Annotated in this window: 17 protein-coding genes; 3 read left to right on the forward strand and 14 right to left on the reverse strand. The window is 69.3% G+C overall.

Annotation, left to right across the window (positions count from 1 at the left end):
- Positions 1-170: 170 nt before the first annotated feature.
- A complete protein-coding gene (locus JEQ17_RS00150; RefSeq protein WP_200393234.1) occupies positions 171-542 on the forward strand; it encodes an ArsR/SmtB family transcription factor in 372 nt (123 codons plus the stop codon).
- Between the two features lie 127 nt (positions 543-669).
- On the opposite strand, the gene JEQ17_RS00155 is transcribed toward JEQ17_RS00150, so the two are convergent.
- Both JEQ17_RS00155 and JEQ17_RS00160 read right to left on the reverse strand, forming a co-directional pair.
- Positions 670-2,289: an ABC transporter substrate-binding protein gene (locus tag JEQ17_RS00155; RefSeq protein WP_200393235.1), complete on the reverse strand. Its 1,620-nt coding sequence runs from the start codon at positions 2,287-2,289 to the stop codon at positions 670-672.
- 5 nt (positions 2,290-2,294) lie between these two features.
- Positions 2,295-4,454 (reverse strand): nucleotidyltransferase family protein, encoded by a 2,160-nt coding sequence (locus JEQ17_RS00160; RefSeq protein ID WP_200393236.1) that lies wholly within the window; start codon positions 4,452-4,454, stop codon positions 2,295-2,297.
- A gap of 732 nt (positions 4,455-5,186) precedes the next feature.
- Between JEQ17_RS00160 and JEQ17_RS00165 the strand changes: the two genes are divergently transcribed.
- Positions 5,187-5,675 carry a hypothetical protein gene (locus JEQ17_RS00165; protein WP_200393237.1) on the forward strand — a complete coding sequence of 163 codons (489 nt, stop codon included), beginning with the start codon at positions 5,187-5,189 and terminating at the stop codon, positions 5,673-5,675.
- On the opposite strand, the gene JEQ17_RS50780 is transcribed toward JEQ17_RS00165, so the two are convergent.
- The 9 genes from JEQ17_RS50780 to JEQ17_RS00210 all read right to left on the reverse strand — a co-directional run bounded on the left by JEQ17_RS50780 (position 5,578) and on the right by JEQ17_RS00210 (position 14,077).
- Complete coding sequence (locus tag JEQ17_RS50780; protein ID WP_200393238.1) at positions 5,578-5,988, reverse strand: DUF2997 domain-containing protein; 411 nt, start codon at positions 5,986-5,988, stop codon at positions 5,578-5,580. The two genes, JEQ17_RS00165 and JEQ17_RS50780, sit on opposite strands and share 98 nt — an antisense overlap.
- Positions 5,989-6,030: 42 nt before the next feature.
- The gene (locus JEQ17_RS00175) at positions 6,031-6,456 is read right to left on the reverse strand and encodes a hypothetical protein (RefSeq protein WP_200393239.1); all 426 of its coding nucleotides are present in this window, start codon (positions 6,454-6,456) and stop codon (positions 6,031-6,033) included.
- Between the two features lie 401 nt (positions 6,457-6,857).
- A complete protein-coding gene (locus JEQ17_RS00180; RefSeq protein WP_234047954.1) occupies positions 6,858-8,051 on the reverse strand; it encodes a cytochrome P450 in 1,194 nt (397 codons plus the stop codon).
- Entirely contained in the window at positions 8,044-9,483 is a 1,440-nt protein-coding gene (locus JEQ17_RS00185; RefSeq protein WP_200393240.1) for an alkaline phosphatase family protein, read from the reverse strand. Before JEQ17_RS00185 ends, JEQ17_RS00180 begins: the two co-directional genes overlap by 8 nt.
- On the reverse strand, positions 9,480-10,667 hold the full coding sequence (gene eboE / locus JEQ17_RS00190; protein WP_200393241.1) for a metabolite traffic protein EboE: 1,188 nt from the start codon (positions 10,665-10,667) through the stop codon (positions 9,480-9,482). Before eboE ends, JEQ17_RS00185 begins: the two co-directional genes overlap by 4 nt.
- A gap of 9 nt (positions 10,668-10,676) precedes the next feature.
- Positions 10,677-11,537, reverse strand: a complete 861-nt coding sequence (locus tag JEQ17_RS00195; protein WP_200393242.1) for a TatD family hydrolase — start codon at positions 11,535-11,537, stop codon at positions 10,677-10,679.
- Entirely contained in the window at positions 11,537-12,172 is a 636-nt protein-coding gene (locus tag JEQ17_RS00200; RefSeq protein ID WP_200393243.1) for an EboA domain-containing protein, read from the reverse strand. The genes JEQ17_RS00195 and JEQ17_RS00200 overlap by 1 nt, the downstream gene beginning before the upstream one ends.
- A 118-nt stretch (positions 12,173-12,290) precedes the next feature.
- Positions 12,291-13,196 (reverse strand): sugar phosphate isomerase/epimerase family protein, encoded by a 906-nt coding sequence (locus JEQ17_RS00205; protein WP_200393244.1) that lies wholly within the window; start codon positions 13,194-13,196, stop codon positions 12,291-12,293.
- The gene (locus JEQ17_RS00210) at positions 13,193-14,077 is read right to left on the reverse strand and encodes an SCO3242 family prenyltransferase (RefSeq protein ID WP_200393245.1); all 885 of its coding nucleotides are present in this window, start codon (positions 14,075-14,077) and stop codon (positions 13,193-13,195) included. Before JEQ17_RS00210 ends, JEQ17_RS00205 begins: the two co-directional genes overlap by 4 nt.
- Positions 14,078-14,313: 236 nt before the next feature.
- Here JEQ17_RS00210 and JEQ17_RS00215 point away from each other — a divergent pair, with 236 nt between their 5' ends.
- Positions 14,314-15,117 carry a thiamine pyrophosphate-dependent enzyme gene (locus JEQ17_RS00215; RefSeq protein WP_267924730.1) on the forward strand — a complete coding sequence of 268 codons (804 nt, stop codon included), beginning with the start codon at positions 14,314-14,316 and terminating at the stop codon, positions 15,115-15,117.
- A gap of 850 nt (positions 15,118-15,967) precedes the next feature.
- Here the strand turns inward: JEQ17_RS00215 and JEQ17_RS00220 are convergent.
- The 3 genes from JEQ17_RS00220 to JEQ17_RS00230 all read right to left on the reverse strand — a co-directional run bounded on the left by JEQ17_RS00220 (position 15,968) and on the right by JEQ17_RS00230 (position 19,254).
- Complete coding sequence (locus JEQ17_RS00220) at positions 15,968-17,032, reverse strand: quinone oxidoreductase family protein (protein ID WP_200393247.1); 1,065 nt, start codon at positions 17,030-17,032, stop codon at positions 15,968-15,970.
- A 487-nt stretch (positions 17,033-17,519) separates the two neighbouring features.
- Positions 17,520-17,873 (reverse strand): alcohol dehydrogenase catalytic domain-containing protein, encoded by a 354-nt coding sequence (locus tag JEQ17_RS00225; protein ID WP_234047956.1) that lies wholly within the window; start codon positions 17,871-17,873, stop codon positions 17,520-17,522.
- Between the two features lie 217 nt (positions 17,874-18,090).
- The gene (locus tag JEQ17_RS00230; protein WP_234047957.1) at positions 18,091-19,254 is read right to left on the reverse strand and encodes a sensor histidine kinase; all 1,164 of its coding nucleotides are present in this window, start codon (positions 19,252-19,254) and stop codon (positions 18,091-18,093) included.
- Between the last annotated feature and the right edge of the window lie 21 nt (positions 19,255-19,275).

Consider the following 19,275-nt stretch of genomic DNA (forward strand, 5'->3'; position numbering starts at 1 on the left):
ACGCCCACGACTTGAAGATTTCTTCAACTGGGCACATTGAGATCAGACCAATCCCGTGGGCGTGCGGGGCCGGATGCACCAGGATCGGTCATCGAGACCGCCTGCGGTGGCACGTACAGGGCCACCGCGCCCGGATGCAGCCCGTCGAATGCGGCAGGGAGCGATTGACCATGCAGGTCCCCCTCTACCAGGCCAAGGCCGAGTTCTTCCGGATGCTCGGACACCCGGTGCGCATCCGGGTCCTGGAACTGCTGCAAAACGGACCCGTCCCCGTACGCGACCTGCTGAGCGAGATCGAGATCGAACCGTCCAGTCTCTCCCAGCAGCTGGCCGTACTGCGCCGCTCCGGGATCGTGGTGTCCATCCGGGAGGGCTCTACCGTCAGCTATGCCCTGGCCGGCGGCGATGTGGCCGAGCTCCTGCGTGCGGCCCGCCGGATCCTGACCGAATTGATCACTGGCCAGAGCGGGTTGCTCGCCGAACTCCAGCAGTTGGACCCTCAATCGGCCCTCACCCCCGGCGGAGCCGACCAACGCTCCTGACTCCTTCCACGCCTGTTCGTATCCCATGAACAGACCACTCCGCCGCAGGTCAGAACGTTACCGACCGATCAGTGGTCGGGACCTTCGCTGTTCCGTTCACTCATGACCAGCAGTTGCGAAACACCTGTCAGGAAGTGTTGCTGGGGATCACACAGTTCTTCGGCTGTTCCCGGCCGGTGGGCCAGCCCAAGCCGACGAACTTCAGCTTGCCGTGGCCCGCCTGGCCGGGTTCCAGCTCGACGACCGCGGCCGGCTTGTCGTACGCGTTCCCGCCGCTGGTCAGGCATATCAGACCGCTCGTGCCCTGCACCCGGTGGCGGGACTGGAGCAGCGACCACTGCCTGCCGACGTCCTCACGGCCGGGCACCGCCTCGGCGCCGCCGCTCTCCACCTGGTGCAGAGCCTTGCCAATGGTGGTGAGGCCGTCATACACGAGCATCGTCCGGGAGTCCTCCAGGTTCGGGGCGGAGCCGAGGTTCGTCCCCTCACTGTGCGTGGACTCGATGCGCTTCTTCAGGGTGTCCAGGGCAGTCTTGGGCTCGGCGAGGTACTGGGGGAGCTCCTCGCTGGTGGGCTTGCGATTGTGGTCCATGTCCCACTTCTTGTTCCAGCGGGCCAGCTCGGCATTCCAAGCGTCCGGGTGCGCGGGGGCGGCGTACTGCACCGTTACCTTCGCGTGGCCGTCCTCGCCGCGCAGCTGTCCCCAGTCTTTCTCTGTCATGGCCTGCCGCAGCGAGGCGGCGTCGGAGCCGCTGACGATGGTGTAGTGCCGTTCCTTGCAGCCCACCTGGGCCAGCTTGAGCGCGAAGATCCGCAGGTGCAGCGTGCGCCCCGCAAAGTAGACGGTGTCGGCCTCGGAGTCGCAGATGTTGTTGGCCGTCTGCGTGAACTGGTTGCCGGTCGAGCCCGGCTCGTCGATCGCCGGGGACTCGAAGGACATCGCGGCGGGACCGGGCGGGCCGTTCTCCTTGATCCCGCTGAACGCCTTCGCCAGAGACTCGTTGTAGCTGTCGGGGCGCCTGTCGTAGACCAGTACCGTCTTGAGGTTCTCCCGGCCCCGTTCGCCGTTGAAGTTGGCCAGCGCCTGGGCCGCGTCGTGGTTGGTGGGGATGATCCGGGCCAGGCCGGGGAACCGCAGCTGGGCCATCCCGTCCAGCCCCTCCTCGTTGGCGATCTGGTCCCCGCTGATCCGGGACGCGAGCACTGGGACCTTGTGTTCCGTCAGACGCTTGACTGCTTCCTCCGTGGCGTTGAGGCTGAGGTTGAAGCCTGTGACGGCGCGCAGCCGGTCCTCCGGTGAGTCGGCCATCCGCAGCAGGGTGTCCACGACCTTCTCCTGCTGCCGGTAGTTCCGCCCGGGGTTGGCCAGCACCAGCCGGATCTTGGGCGGTTCCCCCTCGCCCTCGTTGGCTTGCCGTTGCCCCAGATACGCACCCTGGAGGTCGCTGCGCATCTGCCGGCGCAGCGCCGCCTGATTCGACTGGAGCGGCAGCATCATCGCAACCGTGACGCGGGGCTGGTCGTCGATCCTTTTGTTCTCCTGGGCGATGGCCCGGGCCACGTCCTTGATCTCGGGGGTACCGAAGTCGTAGCCCTCGCCGTTGACGCCTATGCACTCGCCGCTGTTCCGTACGACGCCGTCGGCGCAGGTGTCCTCCCGCTGGGAGAGTTCGCAGGCGGTGAAGCCGAGCGCCACGATCAGCCCCAGGACCAGCACCGCGATGAGGATCTTCTTCCATCTGGGCATCCCCGTTACCTCCCTTGCCCGAGCCGTGGGGTACAGGTGCAGCGCAGCAGTGGCTGCTCGTTCGCCGCCAGGGCTTTCCATTCCGTGGCGGTCGGGTCGAGTTGTCCGGCGCCGTCGAAGTCCATGCCCACGAGTCGGGTCAGCAGTGTGGACAGGGTTTCGGCCGTCTCGCCGGTCGATCTGGTCCGCTCCTCGCACAGCCACACCGCGTGCAGTAGCTGGTCGACGGTGCGGCGCAGCGCGGGTCCGTCCACCGGCACCAGGCCCTGGGCACGCTCCCGCCGGGCGTCCGCGCCGCCCGGATACGGTGCCTGGGCGGTCTCCAGCAGATCCGCGCACCACTCGCGGGGGCGACCGGGCAGCGTTGTGGCCAGATGGCGGACCACGTCGTCCACGCCGCCGGAGACCAGGTGGTGGTTCATCCGGTGCGTCGTGACCGAACGGAACGCCCCGCCGCTCGGCGCCCCCTCGTCGGCCGCGCGTCCCGCGTAGTGGTCCCGCAGCAGGTGATGGTCGGCGTACCAGGCGCCGCCGCCGGGGCTGAGGCCGTACAGCCGGTGCACCAGCAGCTGGCGCAGTCCGAAGTCCCCGATGAAGTGCCGTTCGCAGCTTGGCCATCCGGTGTCGGCGAGATGCCGGGAGACCTGATGCGCCGTCAAGTGATGGACGTGGCCCGCCTGATGGTGGCGAAGCAGGACGTCCGCGCACTCCTCGTCGTGCGCCACCGACAGGTGGGTGAGCAGATCGAGCCACTGGTCGTGGTGTACGTCCGGCAGCCGCACCGGCGGCTGGTCCAGGACCAGCTCCTTCAGCAGTACGTCCGCCACCGGCCGCTCGGGGGCGCCTCCGGGGACCTGGAACGGGGCGTCCAGGAGGTCCCGGTCGTTGGCGTCGGCCGGCATACGGAAGGCGGCGGCAGCGGTGGCCAGCCGGATCACCGTGTGCGGCCGTCCGCCGCTCAGCCGGGCCACGGCGGCATCGATACGACGGCGGTTGGCGCCGCCCTCCGGTTCCCCGCGCTGCTGTCTTCGCTGGGTCTCCTTGGTGAGCTGGTCGTCGGTGAGCAAGGGCATGCGCAGCAGGAGCACCCCCTCGGCCAGCGGTGCCCCGTCCCTTCCCGACAGCGTGGACCGAGACCATGCGGGAGGGCCGCCGTCGGCGGGCCGGAACTCCGCCGGGGGAACCCGGGCAGGCAGGCCGCCGTGCAGGAAGGTACCGCCGTCCTCCCGTCGCGCCGTGCCCACGATCACCACGCGGTCGCACTGCCCGCGCCGGCGGTCGATGAGTACGGCGCTCAGCAGCCGCTCCCCCAGGGGCGTCTCGGCGTGGTCCAGCAGCAGCCCCGGACGGCCGACCCGGCTCAGCCAGCCGAATGCCCCGGTGTACGACGCCTCAAGGTCCTCGCGCAGGGCCCGGAAGAGGAAGTTCTCCGCGAGCTTGCGGTCCTCGCCGCCCTTCTTGAAGTCGATGGCGAGATCGAGCAGCCCGTGCTCGCGCTGACCGCCGGCGCTGGGATACGCGCCGTAGATCCGTTCCAGTTCCGCTCTCCCCCGGGGCGCCAGGCTCTCGAAGAGGGCGTCCAGCAGCGCGGTGCCCGCGGCCGCCGGGTAGGGGCCGAGCATCTGCCCGGCCAGGATCCCCAGCAGGTTGCGGATGGTGCCGCGGAGCACGCCCCGCCAGACGTCGCCCGTGCCCAGGCTGTGGAGGCGCCCCCGCTGGGGCAGTTCCTGGTACCGCTGGACCTCCGTCGCGATCGCCGCGGGGGTGCCCGCCCTGACGTTGGTGGCGATCATCGCGAGGCCCGCGAAGAGCCGTGGGAAGGCGAACGAGCCGCCTGTCCCGCGCCAGGTGCACAGCCGCCGGGCGATCTCGAAGAGAGCCTCGGTGATGTCCGAGCGGGCGCCTCGCTCCGGCCGGGCCCGGCCCGCGTACATCGGGGAGGCGCAGTCCAGATGGATCACCGGCACCTTAGGGGCGAAACGGTCCCGCACCACGCGCAGCAGCCGCCCCTTGCCCATGCCGGGGCCGCCGGTGAGCAGCACCACGGGAAGGTCGGGGCCGTACAAGGGATCGCGGCCGGCTCCCTTCGGTGACCGCGCGAACAGGTGCGCGAAGAATCCTTCCTCGTCGTCCAGGAGTTTCTCGAACCCCAGGTCTTCACCCACGGACCCTCCATGGAAGAGCTCTCCCGCCCGGAAGCGGATGACTGGTGACCGATGTGGCCAGAAAACAATCAGCGGAACTCGAGTCCTTCTGCCGAACAACGCTGCATACGTGGAAAAGGAGTTGAGGAGTAGCGAATGCGGAGCCCCAGCGGTGACGCAGCGATGGGCTCGGTCAGGTTGGCGTCGCCGTGGGTATGCCGCGGTGACAGGTGAGGAGTTCGCCTCTCGGATCCTCTCCGCCGCCGCGATCGCCCGTAATGGACGGCTCGAGCGCACCGCGAAGCTGAGGCAGTGAACCAGAAGGGGACCCGCGCTCCGCACGCGCTCCGCTGCGGTCCGGCACCATAACCGTCCACGAGACAGGCGAGACGACCGATCCGATCCCCGGGGACCTTCTGCTCGTCCCTGCCTGGTCGCCCCGAGGTGGGCCGGCAGCGACATGTTCATCAGGTTGAGCAGGACCCGGTCCTGATTCGCTGTGTCGGTGAAGTCGCACGACCCGACCAGGACTGACGTGCGGCCGCCGAACTGCCCACTTCACTGTGGTCTCCCTCTCGATAGTTGCGCGCCCGAACGTGTACGGCCGAACACGCGCGGCAATCCGGCGTGAGGCCGCGGCCACGTTTGCAGCAGGGCGGGCAGTGGTCCGAGTCATCCGCGTCGTGTTCACGCCAATAGCATCCGGTGCCCGATCCGGGACCCCTCCCGAAGGGGGCGCGCCATTGCATAGACATGCCAAAGGTGATGAGTGTGGTCGCCGCCGTCATGGGACTCGTGGTGTCGGCCGTCGCCGACTGCTCCTCCTCTCCCGGCTCGCCGAAGCAGCAACTGATCCAGAACGCCGACGACACATGCCGCACGATCAACAAGCGGTTCGCGGGTGACTTGGCGTACGGAGAGGGCCTCGGTGCCGGCGACACGTCAAAACTGCGTGAACGGGTGGCCCTCCTGAAAACTCTGCGCGACCAGGTTCGCAAGATGCCCGAGCCGGAAGCGGGTCGGGCAGAACTGGACAGCTGGCTGGACAAGGTCGGCGACTACATCACCGGCCTGGACGATCTGAGGGGCCAGTTGCAGAACTACCGGCTCGGTATGGACCTGGTGCTGGCCCTGCAGATGGGCGTCAACGAGGACGCAGCCAAGGCCATCGGCCCGGCAGCGAGGCGCTTCGGGTTCGGAGAGTGTGCGAAGACCCAGAAGTGGGAGTACCTCGCCTCCTGATACCCCCGGCCCCCGCGAGCCCTCCCAGGAATGGAGCCACACCATGCGGGCACCGGACCCGTTCCATGGCCGAGACCGGGGGATCAGGATGAGCGACCCGACGCACGCCGCACCCGCCATGCCGCCTCGGCCACCTCTCCTGCCACAGGCGGTCCTGCTCCTCGGCCGCGTCCTGCTGATACGCCTCCTCGGTGAGCTCCTGGTGCTCCACACTCCCGCCGAGCAGCCGGACCAACTCGTCGGTGTCCGCCACGCACCGTGTCCCGGCGACACCCTGGACGTGCACTTCCACACTGCCGTCCGCCGAAATCACGACCTCGACGCTCTCCTCCCCCAGTCGTCGCCCACGCAGGCGTCACCGAACTGACTGGTGCCTGTGTGCGCCGAAGTAGGCGCGGCTACGCGGTACGTAGAGGAGGCTTACGCCGGTGCCGGAGGCGATGACGGCGAGGATGGCCCGTACCGCGTACTCCGGCTGATACAAGCCACCTGGGTCCAGCAACCCCCACACCACGTGCGGGCCCAGATAGAGAAACAACAGCGCGGCCGCCACCGTCGCCGTGATGCGGGCTGTGCGTCCGCCCCTGCAGAAGCGGATGGCCGCACCGATGGTGACGAAGAAGAGCAGGTACACGAACTGCGTCATCTCCGGGTCGTCCAAAGCGATGGAGCCGGCGATCAGTGCGGAAAGGATCAGCAGCGTGGCGGCCGCGTTGACGTGTACGGGGCGCTCGTCCGGAGGCGGGTCCAGCCGGTGGACGTCGTCCGATGAACCGGTCATCATGCCTCTCCCTGTGCTGCGGTCCGGCGGTCCGAAGCGATCCGCGCCGGGTCATGCACGGGATCGTCAGCCGTCCCCTCCGGGACCCCTCCCGGTGGGGACACCATCGTTGCGGCATGCCGAAGGACATTCGCGTGGCGGCCGCCGTCGTGACCTCGTGCCAACGGCTCCGCCCCTCCCCGGAGCCGTTGACGGATCTCCGGCGCAGGACACAAGAGCCTGCGAGTCAACGAGAAGCGCATCGCCCGCGTGACACTCGACGCCCCCAGGCGAACCAACCCCACGAATCGCTCGCTCAACCCGAGCAAGAAGCTAGGACCGTCTTGCTGACCGAACCCAATCACGTGGAGACGGTCGAGAGAGGCCAGCGAGCCCGGCCTCCCTCGACCGCTACTCCGCTCTCACCAGGTGACGAGCAGTTCACTTACGCCGTGGATGGCCCTGCCGTGCAGGGCGAACTCCTCCGCGGGCACGGCCAGACGCAGTTCCGGCAGCCGCTGGAACAGCGCGGGCAGGGCGATCTGGAGTTCGGCGCGGGCCAGCGACTGGCCCAGGCAGTGGTGCGGGCCGTGGCCGAACGACAGGTGGTGCTGGGCATCGCGGGTGATGTCGAAGGTGTCCGGGTCCGGGAAGGCTCGCGGGTCGCGGTTTGCGGCCTGGAGTGAGACGACCACCCCTTCGCCGGCCCGTATGGTGACGCCGCCCACCTCGACGTCCTCCAGGGCGATCCGGCGCATGCCGATGTGGACCACGGTCAGGTAGCGCAGCAGTTCCTCCACCGCGCCCGGCACCAGCGCCGGGTCGGCGCGCAGTGCGGTCAGTTGGCCGGGGTGGGTCAGGAGTGTCACCGCTCCGAGCGACAGCATGCTCGCGGTCGTCTCGTGGCCCGCGATGAGGAGTTGCACCAGCATGCCTGCCGCCTCAGCCGCGGTTGCCTCGCCGGTGGCCACACGGTCCGTCGCGAGCCGGCTCATCAGATCGTCGCCGGGGTCGGCGGTCTTGGCGGCCAGCAGCTCGGAGAGGTAGCCGAACAGCGCGGCCCAGCCCGCGCGCATTGCCTCGGGCCCGTCTGTGACGGTGGCGAACGCGGCCGCCTGCCGGTGGATGAACTCCCGGTCGACGTAGGGCACGCCGAGCAGTTCGCAGATGACCTGCAGGGGCAGCGGCAGCGTGAAGTGCTCCACCAGGTCGGCGCGGGACGGCTCCTTCGCCATCAGGTCGTCGATCAGTGAGTCGGTCAGTGTCCGGATCACCGGACGCAGTTCCTCGACGCGGCGGAAGGTGAAGTCGGGGATGAGCATTCGGCGCAGCCGTGTGTGGTCGGGCGGGTCCATGGCGAAGAGCTGGCCGGGGGTGCGTGGCGGCGGGGTCGGCTGCAGGCCGGGGAAGTTTTCGCGGATGTTCTCGGAGCTGAAGCGCGGGTCGGCGAGGACGGCGCGAGCGTCCTCGTGCCGGGTGACCAGCCAGGGTGTGTTGCCGCCCCACACAGCGATGCGGCTCACGGGGCTCTCCTCGCGCAGCCGGGCGTATGCGGTGGGCGGGTCGAGCAGGGTGGTGCGGTCCATGGGGAGTGTGGGCAGGGCGGTCTCAGACACGGTCAACGTCTCCCTTGTCGGCGGTGTCCCGGGCGGTGGCGCCGGTGGAAGCGGGAAGGTCGGCGAGGCGCAGCAGCAGGTCTTTGACTTCTGTGGCCGCGAACTCGCCTTGGCGAAGGGCGGGTTCGGAGCACAGGAGGACCGGACCGTACTCGGGGTTGTCGGGGAGCCTGCCGTGGGTCCCGCGCACCCCGGACGGGTCCAGCGGGACGGTGCGGATGCGGTAGCGGAACCCGAGTTTCTTGCGGGCGATCTGGGCCGCGGCGCGCAGTTTCAGGGCCGGGACATCGGGGTCGTAGAGCAGCTCTGCCGGGTCGTAGCCGGGTTTGCGGTGGATCTCGACCTGCCGGGCGAAGTCCGGGGCGCGGTCGTCGTCCAGCCAGTAGTAGTAGGTGAACCAGGCGCCGGGCTCGGCTACCGCGACGAATTCGCCGGAGCGCTCGTGGTCCAGCCCGTGGGCCGATTTGCCGTCCTCGTCGAGGAGTTCGGCGACGCCGTCGAGGCCCGCGACGATCTCGGTGGCCTTCGCGAGGTCGGCCGGGTCCCGGACGTAGACATGGGCGATCTGGTGGTCGGCGACGGCGAAGGCGCGCGAGGTCCACGGGTCCAGGTACTCCATGCCGTCCTGTGTGTAGACCTCCAGAAGACCTGCCTCGCGCAGTGCGCGGTTGATGTCCACCGGGTGGTCCGCTGGTGCGATGCCGTACTCGCTGAGGGCTACGACGGTGGCGCCCGCGGCGAGCAGGTGGTCGATCAACGGGCGGATGGCGTCGTCGAGTTGGCGTGCCGCGCGAGCGGTCTCGGGCGAGTCGGGACCGGTGCGCTGCGGCTCGTAGTCGAGGTGCGGGAGGTAGACGAGGCTGAGGTCGGGCCGGTGCTCGTCGAAGAGTTGGCGGGCGGCACCGAGGATCCACTGGCTGGAGGGGAGACCGGCGTTCGGGCCCCAGTAGGTGAACAGGGGGAACGGGCCCAGACGGTCGGTGAGTTCGTCGTGCAGGGAGGGCGGATATGTGTAGCAGTCCGGCTCCTTGCGGCCGTCCGAGTAGTAGATCGGCCGTGGGGTGACGGTGAAGTCGACGTCCGCGCCCATGGCGTACCACCAGCAGATGTTGGCGACCTTGAAGTCGGGGCGTGAGCGCCGGGCGGTGTGCCACAGCTTCTCCCCGCCGACGAGGTGGTTGTGCTGCCGCCACAGGAGTACGTCGCCGACGTCGCGGAAGTACCAGCCGTTGCCGACGATTCCGTGCTCTCGGGGCAGGGCGCCGGTGAGGAAGGTCGACTGGACCGAGCAGGTCACTGCGGGCAAGACGGTGCCCAGGCGGGCTTGGAAACCGCGGTCGGCGAGCGCGGCAACCGCGGGCATGTGCTTGAGCAGCCGGGGCGTGAGGCCCACGATGTCCAGGACCACGAGAGGCTTGGCGGGGGCAGTCATGCGGAGGTCTCCTTGCTCAGAGGGCCGGGCGTCAGACCGAGTGCTGTCAACTCCTGGTGGGTCCAGGCCAGTTCGGCGGCAAGGCCGGTGGCGAGCCCGGCCGGATCCGTGGGTCGCAACCCGGGCGGCAGCACGTTCCAGGTGTATGTCTCGACCTCGATGTGGTCGCACAGCGCCTCGGGCCCGCCGAGCAGTCTTTGCAGGACGTCCGAGAGCACGGGCACGGTCGTACGCAGTGGGGGCTCGGCGGCTGCGTGCAAGGGGGCGTGGAAGTGGACCCGCCAGGGCGCGTCGTCGGGCAGTTCACCGGCCAGGGCCTGGGGGAGGTCGTCGACACTGCGTACGCCGTTGGCCGTGTGTGCCCGGGTCTGGTGCAGGAAGCGTTGCTCGGCGAAGCCCGCGAGCGCCGCCCGGGCCGCGGGGTCGGCCGGGACGTCGGCCTGGAGAGCGGCCGAGGCCTGCACCTTGACCACCGGCAGCCCGGCGTCCGCCAACCGGGCGAGAGCCGCCGCCGGTTCCTCGAACTGGACGGCGAGGTGGCAGGTGTCCAGGCAGACACCGAGCCAGTCGGGATCGAGTCCGCCCAACTCCCTTACGGCCTGAGTGGTGTTCTCCACCACGCACCCCGGCTCCGGCTCGAACGCCACCTGGACCCGGCGCCCGGTCTCCCGGTGCAGGGCGGCGAGGCCTGTCGTGAGCCGGTCCAGGGACCGGTGGGCCCGCTCCCACCGTGCGCGCGGCCAGGGAGCGCGCCAGGCGAGCGGCAGGGTCGACACGGACCCGCGTACAGCGTCGTCCGGGAGGAGAGCGGCCAGGACTCGTGCGCAGGCCAGGGTGTAGTCGAGGCGTCTGTCGTCCGCCCAGTCCGGCAGGTAGACGTCCTTCTTGACGACCTCGCGGTGGAAGCCCTCGTAGGGGAAGGCGTTGAGGGTGACGGTCTCCAGGCCGCGCAGGGCCAGTTCGTCGCGGAGGCGGGTGAGGGCTGCGGGATGGTCGTCGAGTTCGGTGACGACGTCGTGGGCGAGCCACAGGCCGATGCCGAGGAGGTCGGCGCCGAGTTCCTTGCGCACCGGCTCGGCGTACTCGGCGAGTTGGGCGACTACGCCGTCGAGGGTCTCGGCGGTGTGCACGTTGCTGCAGTAGGCGAGGTGGACGGTCGTACCGTCCCGGTGGTGCAATCGCATGACGGTTCGTCACTCTCCGCCGCGTCGCACGGAGTTGCCCTCGAAGAGCCCCGAGTCGTCGGGTTTCGGCACGTCGTCCAGGTCGAGACGGCCGCTCTGCCCGTAGAAGGCGACCGGGTTACGCCACATCACCTCGTCCACGGCATCCTGGTCGAAGGAGCCGTCGGCGAGCATCGCGTCGGCGGTCTTGCGGGTCTTGAGGGGGTCGCTGCGACCCCAGTCGGCAGCCGAGTTGACGAGAACCCGTTCGGTTCCGTACTCCCGCAGGATCCGGACCATCCGGTCCTCGCTCATCTTGGTCTTCGGGTAGATCGAGAAGCCCATCCAGCTGCCGCGCTCCTTGACCATGGCGACGGTCAGCTCGTTGAGATGGTCGACGAGGACGTGCTCGGGCGCGATGCCGGACTCGCGGACGACATCAAGGGTTCGGCGGGTGCCGGCGGCCTTGTCGCGGTGCGGAGTGTGCACGAGCACCGGCAGTTCGTGCTCGATCGCCAGCTCCAGCTGGTGTGCCAGTGCCTCGTCCTCCTCCTTCGTCATCGAGTCGTAGCCGATCTCGCCGACCGCGACGACCCGGTCCTTGGCGAGATAGCGCGGCAGCTCGTCCAGGACGGGCAGACAGCGTGGGTCGTTGGCCTCTTTGGGGTTGAGGGCGATCGTGCAGAAGTGCTGGATGCCGAACTGGGCCGCGCGGAACGGCTCCCAGCCCAGCAGCGAGTCGAAGTAGTCGGTGAACGCGCCGACGGTCGTGCGCGGCTGGCCGAGCCAGAACGCCGGCTCCACCAGGGCGCGGACCCCGGCCGCGTACATAGCCTCGTAGTCGTCGGTGGTGCGGGACGTCATGTGGATGTGCGGGTCGAAGATGCGCATCACGCGGCTCCTTCGGATACGCGCTCGTCTCTCGGGGGCGCTTGGGGTGTCGGGCCGGTCAGGGAGGTGATGTCGGTCGGGTCGGGGCGGCCCGCGGCGATCCGCTCCCGGGCGAAGTCGGTGAGCATGCGGATGAGTTCGGGGTCCATGCGTTCGGCGAGTCCGCTGATCCGGTCGAGCGGGATCTCGCAGAACACGCACTTCAGTACGGCCTGGCGGAAGGCGTCGGCGTCCAAGTGCCGGGCCGCGTAGGGGCCCAGGGCAGTTTCGACGAGGATGGTGTCGTTGCTGCGCAGGGCCTCGCGGGTGACGGGCAGGGCGCGGTCGCCGAGGTCGGGGTCGGCGGCGTCGAGCAGGGGCAGGGCGTACAGCACGGCCCGCTGCTCGGTGGCGTCCCCGTGCCGGTAGAGGCCGGTGACCTCGGCCGCGAGGTCGGAGCCCCGCAGGGGAAGGGCGAGCAGGAGCGCGGCCCGCACCTGGTCGGCCAGCGCCTTGCCGCAGCGCCTGGCGGCGGCCGGGAAGGCCGCTCGAACGGCGTGCGGGTCGGAGGCGATGCGCGCGGTGGCGGTGTCGAGCCAGGCCCGCGCATCGGGGGCGAGGTCCGGGAGGGTGAGTGGAGTCGGCCGGTCGGGCAAGGTGCACCTCCTGGTGCGTCTCCCGAACGGTGGACGGTGTGCCTTCGCGCACCGGGCCGAGGGGAGTTGGGGGGTGGGGTGACTGGGTGTAGCCGAACTCCGCGGCAGGGAGCGCGGATCAGGAACGCGTGCTGCCGGCACCGGTACCGGCAGCCAGAGCGGTGCGCAGGAAGTCCAGGGAGCGGCGGGCCACTTCGGGCGCGTCGAGCGAGCTGCCCTGGATCTCGACCGAGACGAGTCCGCGGTGTCCGTGCGCGGCGAGTTCGGCGAGCAGGGGCGGGAAGTCGATCTCGCCCCGGCCGAGTTCGAGGTGTTCGTGGACACCGCGCAGCATGTCCTCGACCTGCACGTTCACAAGGTGCGGCGCGGCGTGCCGCAGGCAGTCGAGCACCGGGGCGTCCTCCACACAGTGGGCGTGGCCGACGTCGAAGGTGATGCCGAACCGCTCGTGCCCGCCGAGGAGTTCCCTCAACTTCAGGCACCGCTCGACGGTGTCGACGAACATGTACGGCTCCGGCTCGAAGCCCAGCATGACCCCGAACTCCGTCGCAGTCTCCAGCACCGCCTCGCAGCCCATCGCCAGACGCTTCCAGGCGAGCTCCTCCGCGAGACCGGCCGGAGGCGGACCGCTGCACACCTGGACCGTGGGCGACCCGAGGTCGGCGGCGATCCGGATCGCGCGCCGCAGCAGGTCCACCCGCCGCTCGGTGCCGGACTCCGACATGAGAGTGGGGATGTGCTTGTGCCAGGGATCGAGGAGATACGGCGCGCCTGTCTCGACGGTCACGGACAGCCCGAGGTCGTCCAAGGAACGGGCCAGCCGGTCCACTCGCCGCGGCAGATCGTCGGCGTACGGGTCGAGATGGCCGTGGTCGAGCGTGAGCGCGACACCGTCATAGCCGAGGTCGGCCAGCACCCGGAGCACATCGTCCAGACGGTGGTTGGTGAAACCGTTCGTGCCGTAGCCGAAACGCAGGTCCGTGACGTCCGGGCGCGGCACCCCGCCTGCGCCGTGGGTGCTCATGTCGGCGACACTTTCCGCGCCAGTTGGCGCGCGATCGGGTGGGCGGCCGCCAGCAGGGCGGCGGCCCGGGGAGCGCCGGCGCCCGCGGTCAGCGCGGCCTGCAGTGGCATCAGCCCGAGGATGCCTGCGCCGACGGCCCGTTGGATGTTCGGTGCGGAGGGTTCGCCCAGGGCGCGGACCTGTGCGGACCCGAAGGTGACGAGATAACCGACCGCTCCCGCGGCGGCACCGAGGCGTGAGGTCCGCCCGGCCGTAGGGGCCGTGACCGCCGCGCAGAGACTCGCCACCGTGCTGGCGGCGAGCGATACGGCCGGCACGGCGGCGGGGGCGCCAGTCGTCTCGTGGCGGCTCAGCGTCGTGACCGTGTAGGTGTGCAGACCCACCACGAAGGCCGCGGGCAGCGCGGGTGTCGGGGTGCGCGCCCCGGCCAGGACGTCCAGGACACGAGTCCCGGCCATCGCGGCGGGTCCGGCGGGAGTGTTCTTGAGGGCGAGGTCGTACGCCCACACCAGACCCGCGAGGGGCACCGCTGTGCGCAGGGCCCGCCGTCCGCCCGAGAGGGCGGCGAGCCCGAGTCCCGCGGCGGTCAGGGCCGATGCGGTGGTGAAGGCGGTGCGGCGGGGTATTCGGCCGGAAGGAATCGGCCGCCCCGGTCGTTCGACGGCGTCCAGAGTGGCGTCGGCGTAGTCGTTGAGGGCCATGCCCGCCCAGTAGAGACAGACGGACGAGCCCATGGTGCCCAGCGTGCGCGGGCCGAGCGGCCGCCCGCTCGCGACGGCCCCGACGAGCACGTCGCCGGGGACACTGAGAGCCGCGGGGGCGCGCACCAGTTCGGCAAGGTCGAGCAGCCGGTGTCTCCACCGCTGGATCTTGTGAGCCATGCGGCCGACAATACCCAGCATCCTTAAAGATTCAAGAACAAATTTGCGTTGGGATTGCAAACATGGAGGTGGTGTTCATTACGTTTACGGTCCCAATTGACCGGAAGGTGCACGAATTTACTTTGTAGCGCCACGGAACGCCGATTTGGATTCATGGCGCACGGAATTCGCGTACGCATTCACAACGCCGTGCAGCGGGCGTCGATGAGTGCCATCTCGCGGGGGTCGTCCGCGATGTGCGGCGCCACGCGGTTCATGAGTCCGAGCAGGCGTTGCGCGACACGGACCTCGTGGTGGCTCTGGGATGCCGGTTCTCCGAGTTCACCACGAAGCGGTGGACACTTGTGCCGCCCGAGGCGGACTTGGTGCACGTCGATATCGCCCCGGTCGAGCTCGGCCGGATATACCCGCCCCGCGTCGGTCTCGCGTCCGACGCGGCCGCTCTGCCCCCGCTGCCGGCTCCCTCTGAGACCGTGTCCTCCGCCGCACCGGCGGAGGTTGTGCAGCGGCTCGCCGACCGCGACGGCCTGGTCCTCATCCAGGACGTCCACACCTTCGGGCACTGGATCCTGCGTCACGTGGGCTTCGACCGGGCACGCAGCCACTACGGCTCTCCGGGCGGGGCGATGGCATGGGGCCTGCCCGCGGCGATGGGGATGGCACTGGCCCGGCCGGAAGAACGCGTCGTCGCGCTGAGCGGGGACGGCAGTTTCTGGATGGTCGCCCAGGATTTCGAGACCTGCGTGCGTGAGCGCATTCCCGTGGTCAATCTGGTCGTCAACAACTTCGCCTACGGCAACACCCGCGACCGGCAGCGCTTGGCCCACGACGAGCGCTATTCCGGCGTCTTCCTCGACAACCCGGACTTCGCCGCATTCGCACGGATGCTCGGTGGATACGGAGCGCGTGTCACCCGCGACACCGACCTTCCGGCCACACTCGACGACGTCCTGGCCCAGCCCGGGCCCAGCATCATCGACATAGTGCAGGACCCGATGGAGGGACTCGCGAGCGGACTCACCCCGCCCAAGGCCCACTGACAGAACCTCTCTTACCCGCACTCGCGCTCCCTTCAACCCAGGAGCGACCCCGAAGCCGTTCGCGTGGACCAGGACCGCCGGCAAAATACGCAACCATCGAGTCGGGCCGCCCCCCTCCGCAGCCCCGTTCAACCTCAGCGGGATGCCACCGGCGGCGGTACGTGCGGCAGGGTCCCGCCCCCCGATGCGATCACCGTGAACCCATCGCCACCGGCGACCCTCGCCTGCCGCCCCTCCCCCACCTGCCCGATGCACCGGTCGACCGTTCCGATCACACGACACGTTCAGCTCGCGTCAGCCCAGGCCGAACAGGGAGCACGCGTTGCCATGTGCGATCTTGCGGCGGTCGAGTTCGCTGATGGGCGCCCTCTCGATCCAGTCGGCCCCCGTGACGTTGTCCGAATAGGGATGGACGACGGAGAACAGGATGTGGCCCGCGCCCCGGTGAGGACGGCGTTCGTCAGTGCGTGGTCGGAGAAATTGCCGCTGGTGGTGATCCAGAAGTATCGGCGAAGTACTCCGACAGGATCTTCTTGATCTTCTGTCGAAGAGGTTCAGGTCGAACATGTTCTGCATGCGCGACAGCAGCTCATCGGGGCTAGGGGCCCGACACCGAACGCCCCGAGTCAACCCCGCGACCAGGCATGGCCAAGGACGGCGGGCGGCTCGGGGCGTCTTGGACAGTCACCTGTCGGCGTCAATCGGGCGGGCTTGTCCTCCTGATTGACGCCGACAGGAATTCAACCTGCGCCCCCTTGACCCCCATCTCTCCAGTCACTGGAGTTCCGGCCAGGGACGAGGACGGCGTGCTCAACGCGCCTTCCGCAGGCGTCAGCAATCGACCCGGGTGTCATGGCAGGAGAAGCACTTTGCCGGTCTGTCGTTGGCTTTCCAGGTATGCGTGGGCTTGGGCTGCCTCTGCCAGAGGAAAGGCCCGGTCGATGATCGGGTCGATCTTTCCGTCCGCCAGCAGTTCCAGGCACAGCTGCTGGTCCCGCAGGGTCGCGCCGCGTACGCTGGCGATCCTCACCTGCCCGCCAATGAGGGCGAGTGCGTCCAGCTCGAGCCGGGATCCCTGGTCGGTCGGTGTGCCCAGGACGATGACCGTGCCGCCGAGGCGTATGCACGAAAGGGAGAGCTGGAAGAAGTCGTTGCCGCCGACACAGTCCCAGACGGCGTCGGCGCCCAGACCGCGCGTCAGCTCCCTGACCCGTGCCGGCAGTCGGGGATCGGTGGAGTGCACGATGTGGTCGTAGCCGAGCTTCCTGAGCGCTTCGTCGCGGTCCGGCTTGGTGGTCGTGCCGATGACGGTGGCTCCGCTCAGCTTCGCCAGTTGTGCGCAGGCGATCGCCATCCCGCCGCTGGCACCAGTGATGACCACCGTGTCGCCGGGACCGACAGGTGCCTGCCGCGCACAGTTGAGCGGGGTGGTGTAGGTCCACATGGTGGCTGCGGCTGTCTCGAAGTCGACGCCGTCGGGGATGGGCAGGATCGCGTCCTGGCGACGCACAACGTACTGGGCGTATCCGCCGAAGACTTGGTGTCCGGGGTAGGCGGTGTCGATGCACAGGTTTTCGAGCCCGCGGACGCACAGGGCGCAGTTACGGCACGGCGGGTGCGGAAGCTGCACCACCCGGTCGCCGGGGCGCCACGTGGTGACGTTCTCGCCGGTGGCGACGATTTCACCAGCCGCGTCCCGGCCGAGCTGGAACGGCACAGGCCACGGCGGCCGCCCTGGGAGGGGCTGCGGCAGGTTGCCCGAGCGGTAGCGCAGGTCCCAGCTGTTGACAGCCGTGGCATGCACGCGCATCAGGATGTCATCGGGGCCGACCTCGGGAATCGGCGCCTCAATGTACTTGAGCACCTCGGGCCCGCCATGCTCGAACAGGCGGACCGCCATCATGGTCTGTTCCACTCTCACGTTCCTTCAGATCGTTACGCGGTTCATCTCGGACTCCATGGAGCCGCCTGCGCCTCGCCCACCTGGTGAGACCATGGGCGAGCGCACCTCGGCCAGACGGCTTACCAGGGATGGATCGGGAACTGAACAGTCCGACGATCGGCCACTTGGCCTCGGGGCCGGTGAGCGTCAGTTCGAAGTTCCGCCCCGCCGTGTCCGGGTCGGGCGACGGCGTCGGGCTCACGAGCAGATCTACGGCTGAGCGCGAGTCCGGCGCGCCCGACGCCCAAGGCAGCCGGTGCTGCTGGCAGTCGGCTGTGGAGCGGACCCGCGAGCAACGCCGCCGCTGCCCCCGCACCAGCCGTGAAAAGGCCAGCGGTTCCTTCATACGGCGCGTGCTCACTTCGCGTGTGTCCCACCGGATCCACGTGTCCGCTCGACTCCAGATGAAGGAGCGCGCCGAGCCCGACGGACCCGGACCGTGCGATGTCAACCGCCGTCGTCAGGTGCCGCACAGCATGGTGATCAACGGCGGTCGATGGCGGGACGAGGAAGACCTGCATGCCCTCCAGGCAACAGCCGCCTCATAAAGCACGTACCACTGGGCGTATGAAGCTTCCATGAAGCCGGCTCTCCACGCTGGCGTCCACTCCCCGTCCCCGACCGAGATGCGGGTGACGCCCTCACCGACCCGGTCGACGATGCCGACCGCTTCCGATCCCAGAGTGACGGGGAAGGTCACGGGGAAAAAGCGCTGCAGCCGGCCGCAACGGACTCCGTGGTCCAAACTGTTGACGCCGACGGCCATGGCCTTCAGCCGGGTCGGCGCTCGGCTCCTCTGCTGGTCGTCGTACAAACTCAGGACACCTCCCTGCCCGAGGAGCGTCCGACGCCCGCTCACGCGCAGTGGGGTCTGCTGACCGCGCACGGGGAAGGTCTGCGGACCGAGCGATTCCCGGGACACTGGCCGTGTCACACGCCACGGCAGCCACACACGTGCCCTCGCCGTCGCGGAGGTCGGCGACGTGCATTGAGCGCACTGCTCGGCGTCCTTCACGACCGCGACCTGCTCATCACCGCCGCTCCGGGGCCGGTGGGTCGATGGAGTCAGCGGGATCCTGAGACATGCCGCCCTCTGGGGCGGGTTCCTGCGGTAGGCGCAAGGTGAACGTTGCTCCCTTGCCCAGCCCAGCGGATTCCGCGGTGATGTCTCCGCCGTGGGCTCGGGCGATGCCCCGGGCGATGGTCAGGCCGATGCCGCTGCCGCCGGCGGCAGCGGGTCGGCCGGGATGTTCGAGGCGTTCGAAGCGGTGGAAGATGCGCTCGAGGTCGTGTTCGGCGATGCCGGTGCCGTCGTCCATGACGCGGACGATCACATGGTGGCCGGGAGACGGTTCGGTGTGCACGGACAGCGCCACGTGCCCATGCGAATCACATGCGGCCAGTGCGTTGCCGAGCAGGTTCACCAGGACCTGGGTGACCCGGTCCGGGTCGCAGAAGGCGACGACTGGTGTGCCTGCGTCCACGGCAAGGGCTACCGTCTGGTCGTCGTACTGGGGGCGCAGTCGCTCGGCTGTGGCCCGTGCCAGCGTGGCCACGTCGGTGGGCTTGCGGTGAAGATCGAAGGCGGCCTCCTCCGACCGGGACAGGCTGGAGAGGTCGCCCGCCAGGCGTTGCAGCCGGTGAAGGTCGTCGGCGAGGGAGGCGAACATCGCCTCGTCGGGGATGAAGATGCCGTCGGCCACGCCCTCGATCTGGCCGCGTAGGAGGGTGATGGGGGTCCGCATCTCGTGGGCGACCTCGGAAATGAGCCGGGCGCGGCGGCGTTGGGTGTCGGCGAGGGCTGCCGCCAGCGTGTTGACGTCTTCGACCAGCGCGGCCAGGCCCGGCTCGCTGGGGAGTTCGAGGATGTCGTCGTAGTGTCCCTCGGCGAGCCGGCGCGTGGCGGCGCGCACCCTGTCGAGGGGACGCAGCAGAAACCGGGACAGAGCGACGGACGCCGGGAAAGCCGCGGCCAGTCCGAACAAAAGGCCGATCTGCAGGACCACGTCGCCTTCGATGTCGTCCAGCCCGAGCCACACCTCGATCAGCGCACTGATCGCCGCCATGGCCGCCAGTGCCAGGAGGAGCACCATGACGTGCGAGAGCACCAGCCGGTTGCGCAGCGACATCCGCTGCTGGACTCGGCGCAGCCGCGCACGATATGTGCGGTAGGCCGGGAAGCCGGGGGGTGGCATGGCTGGGTGTCCTTCCTGGCC

The organism is Streptomyces liliifuscus (assembly GCF_016598615.1).
GTDB lineage: Bacteria > Actinomycetota > Actinomycetes > Streptomycetales > Streptomycetaceae > Streptomyces > Streptomyces liliifuscus.